The sequence below is a fragment of the Erythrobacter donghaensis genome, assembly GCF_001557325.1.
Taxonomy (GTDB): domain Bacteria; phylum Pseudomonadota; class Alphaproteobacteria; order Sphingomonadales; family Sphingomonadaceae; genus Erythrobacter; species Erythrobacter donghaensis_B.
On sequence record NZ_LSJS01000162.1, the window covers coordinates 1 to 5,181 of the forward strand.

General features: G+C 61.0%; 4 protein-coding genes. 2 read left to right on the forward strand and 2 right to left on the reverse strand.

Going from position 1 to position 5,181, the window contains the following annotated elements; all coding sequences use genetic code 11:
• Positions 1 to 222 precede the first annotated feature (222 nt).
• Together AX692_RS09565 and AX692_RS19640 are read right to left on the reverse strand one after the other, a co-directional pair.
• The gene (locus tag AX692_RS09565) at positions 223 to 1,167 is read right to left on the reverse strand and encodes an exonuclease domain-containing protein (RefSeq protein WP_067399352.1); all 945 of its coding nucleotides are present in this window, start codon (positions 1,165 to 1,167) and stop codon (positions 223 to 225) included.
• A 156-nt stretch (positions 1,168 to 1,323) separates the two neighbouring features.
• Complete coding sequence (locus tag AX692_RS19640; RefSeq protein WP_067399354.1) at positions 1,324 to 3,957, reverse strand: hypothetical protein; 2,634 nt, start codon at positions 3,955 to 3,957, stop codon at positions 1,324 to 1,326.
• A 255-nt stretch (positions 3,958 to 4,212) separates the two neighbouring features.
• Here AX692_RS19640 and AX692_RS09575 point away from each other — a divergent pair, with 255 nt between their 5' ends.
• Together AX692_RS09575 and AX692_RS09580 are read left to right on the forward strand one after the other, a co-directional pair.
• The gene (locus AX692_RS09575) at positions 4,213 to 4,842 is read left to right on the forward strand and encodes a conjugal transfer protein TraD (protein ID WP_067399357.1); all 630 of its coding nucleotides are present in this window, start codon (positions 4,213 to 4,215) and stop codon (positions 4,840 to 4,842) included.
• The coding region (locus AX692_RS09580) for a hypothetical protein (RefSeq protein ID WP_155646302.1) at positions 4,839 to 5,181 on the forward strand (343 nt) is incomplete at its 3' end. The genes AX692_RS09575 and AX692_RS09580, both read left to right, overlap by 4 nt.

A 5,181-nucleotide genomic window follows, 5' to 3' on the forward strand; every position in this document is an offset into this window, starting at 1 on the left:
ACGGCGAATACCCCGAGGTCGCAGTCGCCCAATGCAACATCGACCGGTGCGGTCGGATGCAGCATGGCCCGGGCAATGGCGTGCGTGATCGGCCGGCGGGGGCAGGCCCCGCCGAGGTTGAGATTTCTCATTGTTTGGTAGTTCCTTGTTAGTGTGACGCTCCCCCGCGCATGGGGGAACGAAGCCTTTTCCTTTCCCGGATCCAGCTCACCCACACCGCCCTCAGGCGGTAATCTTCGCCTTGCGTTCGACCGGCTTCCACGACCGATCATGGCGATACCTTTCGGTCGCCGGCAGCGGGATGACCGAGGGCTCATGGCCAATGACGCTCAGGTGCCAGTCCCATTCCGACTGATACTGATCAGCGCGGATATGCTTGTGCCAGACGCCGCTTCGGCCTTCCGCTCGCCAGCGATAGCGCCGGTCCCGCAGCAGATCCCGCTGGTGGTAACTCGCCCACGTAGCCTCGAACCGCCACGCCGGCGCATCGATCGCATCCAGAACCTTGGCCATGATGCTCGCCCCGTCGGCGCAGACATGATCCAGCAGGGCGATCAGCGAAAGCACATCGTCCTTGGCGCGGTGTGCCCCGGCGGCGAACCTGCCCGCTTGCATCAGCAGGTAGTTCTGGGGGCCTGGCTCGAAGGCAAGCTTGCGCCAAGGGATATCGGCCATGACGCAGCCCCAGCGCATGGCGGGCAGATCTGGCAGCAAGGCCTCGACGAAAGGCCGGTCGAACCCCGCATTGAAGGCCAGCACCGCCTCGCACGATGCGAGAAAGGCGCCGAGCTCATTGCGGTCGATTTCCCGGTTGGCGACCATGGCATCGGTCAAACCAGTCAGTTCCACGATCTCCGGCGGCAGAGGGTGACCGGGATCGTTCAGCCCCGAACCGAGGGAGGGGATGGCCGCGATCCGCCCCGCGTCATCGACGAGGACGGCGGCTGCCGCGACCTCGATGACGGAATGCCGGGCCCAGTCCAGACCCGTCGTTTCCGTGTCGATGATGGCGATCCGCCGTAGCGGTCGATCTTCGGCAGGCTGTTTTGGCCATTCGCTCCGGGTTCGGACCGGCAGCAGCACGCGTTGCTGCAACCCGTTCAGATGTGTGGCATTGTTTGGGGCGCCCGCGCTGCCGGACGCGCCCTTGTCGGAGTTGGTATTCATGCTTCACCTCGTCGTTACGAGGTCAGCCCGAAGGGCAACTTTTCCCCTCTACCTGCTGACCTCCAACAGAGGCTCAGCCGAGGGACTTTTCCCAAATGAGCGGCATGGGTGAGCCATAAGCTGAAGCTTGCCTGTGCGCCGATGAAATTGACGAGTTCAGCCGCCCATTCCTGGCCCGCCTCGATCCGGGAATGGCCATGGCGGTCTTGTGGGCGCCGCCCTCTGGGACTGCTCAGCTTTTTTGTCATGAGTGTCGGCCACCTCGTTCTGGTCAAAGATCAGGCTGAGCAGGCGAGCTTGCCGCTCTTCCAAGATCGAAGTGCTGGCCTTTGATGCGGGGGCCATCGATGCGAGCTCGCCGAAGGCCTTTTGAGCGCGCGGATCGGCGCGCCACATGTGCATTATCCGTCGGAGCCGTTCCGGCGCGCTGGTTGTAAGGCGCCAGCCATTCTCTGATTGTACAAGCCAGTCTTGTGGAGCCCCAGCGATGAAGGTGGCCACTTGCCGAAGCTCTTCGACTTGCTTGGCGTTCTCCTTCGCGAGAACACGTTGCATCCCGTCGCTGTCGATCTGTTCGAGCGTCAAACCCGCTTCCCGTAAAAGACCGGCTTCCAACGTCCAAAGCCCGCGCTTGTCTTTCCGGATCGACCAGCGACGTTCTTCGAGCATCGCGATCAAGAGCCACGGAGAGGTGGATGGCTTGAGGCTGACGCTGGCCCGGACGTCCTTGTTTGATTCCTGTCTGACGTCTGCAACATTATCCGCATCTTCGCTCATCAGCGCACGCGCTCTTGCCAATGTGAGTTCGAGTTCGGCCGCTGCGGCCCTGCCTGCCGCTGCGGCGGGAACCGAAAGATCCGCGGCGGGCACGACGAAATATGGCGGCGCATAGGGCGTTGCTGGCGGTGGCGTCTTGACATGGCGTGTACGCAGGACCTGAGGGACTGGAGCTATTGGCGGTACAGTGACGCCGGCCATCATGTTCCCGTAGCGTACGATCATAGCGGGCAACTTGGGAACATCACCGATGGCCTTGGCGGCGCGAAGGATAAACTTCGACATGGGTGGTGCCTTGAAGGGCTTGACCTCAAATAGCGGCAAGGATGGCGGTGGCGCCGGCTTTCGCCGCATCGCCAGCGTGTGTGGCAGCTTTCCGCCGACCGGTGGAGACCAAGCCAAGAACACCTCAAATCTGGTGGGTGGTCTGGGTATCACAGGTTGTTTTGCCGGTGCGGGCGGTGCGATGACCGGGTTCGGAATGGCAAACTTGCCAGCAATGAACGCCTTTGAGGGCACAATTGGCGCCAATGGCACATTCGCGCGCGCTGGGAGGGCCGCATGCGGCACCTGCGCGGCGAAGGGTTGCGTTGAATACAGCCGTGCGGTGGGCGGTGCCGGAACAACGCCAATTCGCAAATTTGCGAATTTCCTGTCTGAGATGATGGTGCGGACTGCATCGATACCCTTGCCGATGGTGACTGGGTTGACCGAGGGCCCCATTGCCGGCGGGGCCTGACAGGCCGGCTCGGCCAAGACAATTGACCGCCATTTATCGACTGCGGCAGTTGGGCTGGGCACCGAGAATTTGGACACTGCATAGGTGAAGGCAGGTCGAACCGGGAGCTTTACCAGCCTTGCAATGCCTGCTGCGACTTTACGTGCCAGTTCCAGTTCCACGGCAAGGCGCTCATCTTCACGTCGCAGATCATCATCAATCAGCGCTGCCTTGGAGCGCATCACGCGTTCATGGTTTTCCTCGTTATCCGCGACAAACTCGCCCGCTCGCGCCCGGCGAGTCTTGGCTTCGCCCAGTTTCTTTTGCGGTTCGACAGGGAGTCCGCGAGCAGCATGCGATAGAGCGGTGTAGACGTCGCAGTCGCCTCGTTCGAAGGACATCAGCGTCGAAATTCCGGCGAAGCGCTCCCGCAGGACCCACATGCCGCGAGCGCCGTCGAGATCACTGCGGAGGCCCTCGCCGACCAGCCATTCGTGGTCACCGACCCGTCTGAGCGGCCGCCAACTCCAGACGACATGCATGTGCCAGTTGCGATCATCCCCTTCAGGCGGTGGCGGGTGCAGCGAAATCGCGAAGGGCAAACCGTATTGTCCAAACCTTTCCCGCGCCCAGCGCTCGCCAACATCCAGCATTTGCTCCGGTGTCCAGCGATGATCCATGGCCAGAACGGCGTGATTGATCACCTTCGCGTTTTTCTGGCTGGACCGGTTGATCAGTTCGATGTGGTCGAACCCGCACACCGCCTCGTCGATCGTCTCTCCGACATTGGTCCGCCACATCACATTTCCATCGGCGTCCACATGTGCACCGTGGAAAATGTATTTGACCACCCGTGATGCAACACCGGGCTTTGCGGTCTTGCTGGAGTAGTAGCGGCTGTCGAAGAACACTCCGAGCCGTCCGCGCCGATCGCGCAGCGGGGCATCATATTTGGGTAGTGCGACCTTGGAGGCCGGTGGAATGTCGGACTTCGGTTTTGGTGGCTTGTGCTCGATCTTCCGAACTGGGCGGACTTTCGTGGACAGCCACCGGCTGTATATGCGCGCCAAGGCAATATCGGCCTCGCGCTCCTGTCGGCGCAGCTTTTGAATGGCACGAGCTGTTTCGCGGTCGGATTCGATGATCGCCTTTTCCATGGCCAGGTTCGCTCTGCGCTCCATGGCGCGGGAGGCAGCATCCAGCTTCTTCTTGCTGAACGACTTTGCCGCGTCGGAGGTCAGCGCGCGTTCGCGGCCGTAATCATCCCTGAAAACGGCGGGTACGAAGCTGTGCACCTTGGGTTGGGGGGTGTTCCGAACCGCAGTGCGGGAGGAAGTTGGTTTCGGCATCGCTGAAACATTTCTCGCGCCAATTAACCCCCCAACCCTACCCCTCCTTAAAGCCTGAAAATCCTCGCAGAATTTAGTCAGATATCCCTCTGCTGACGCTTCGATGGGGAGCGAACGTGCTGACACCTGCAGGTCGAACGACTTTTGCGAGGATTATTCCAATGCGCATCTCGGCATTGCTCCTGTGAAAGGAGAACCCCGATGAATTCGCAAATTTACGAACCCGACGATGAGCCCCGGAAAACCGAGCCGACAATTGCGGCTGCCGATCGCCGGATCGAGGAAATCAACGCGCAGCGAGATGCGATCGCCGAGCGTCGCCGGACGCTTATGGAACCTGTCGAGAAGTTGGTCGTCGCCAATCCAACCTCGATGCATCACAAAATCACCTTGGGTGGTGTAATGGTCAACGCAGGCTTCCAAGCTGCGGATGCTGACGCGCTGGCTGGACTTCTGGACTTAAAGGCTACTGCGCTGGCTGCGCGCATTCATGAGGCGGCAGCAGGACAGACGGCAAAAAATGCTGCTGGCGTGATCGCCGATCTTCTCGACACTGGCCATCGAGAGCTGGCTGCGCGGGGCCTTTTCCTGACGTGGCGGAAAAGGCGGGCCCTCTATCTTGAGGATCGCGCCGAGTGGCTCGCGCGCGACAAAGAATTCCGACTCCATGGCGAGTGGCGAAACGCCGAAATGACGCCTGACCAAAGATGGTTGATCCGGGTGACGTGTCGCATCCTGCGCATGGCTATGCCAGGCCATCTGCTGCGCGGTCAGGCTGCGGATTGGCTCGACGCGCATGGCGCGAATCTGTCCTTCGGAGACTTCCGATGACTATGTTCATTTGGACCGACCGCCGCGGAGCGGTTCACAATCTCGATACGCCGGAGGCAATCGACGATGAGGCCGAGCAGATCGCCGCCGAAATCGATGCGTGTCTGAAGAGAGCACGTGAGGGATCGCCGGACGAAGTCAGGCAAATGCGCGTCCGGATCAGGCTGTTGATGGCAAGGTATGCGCAAATCGCAGAAGATGCGAAGCGCTGGAATGAGTTCGCGCTCAATAAGGCGAGGGACGAGGCACGTCGGATCTCCATCGCTATTTCCGAGTTTATCGAGGCTGTGCCGCCGGTTGTTTGCCCCGCAGCGCTCCACGAAGAGACCGTGGAGGAAC

Excerpts from the sequence above, each read along its gene's own strand:
- AX692_RS09565 (WP_067399352.1), bottom strand. The coding sequence starts at position 1,167 with ATGAATACCAACTCCGACAAGGGCGCGTCCGGCAGCGCGGGCGCCCCA.
- AX692_RS09575 (WP_067399357.1), top strand. The coding sequence starts at position 4,213 with ATGAATTCGCAAATTTACGAACCCGACGATGAGCCCCGGAAAACCGAG.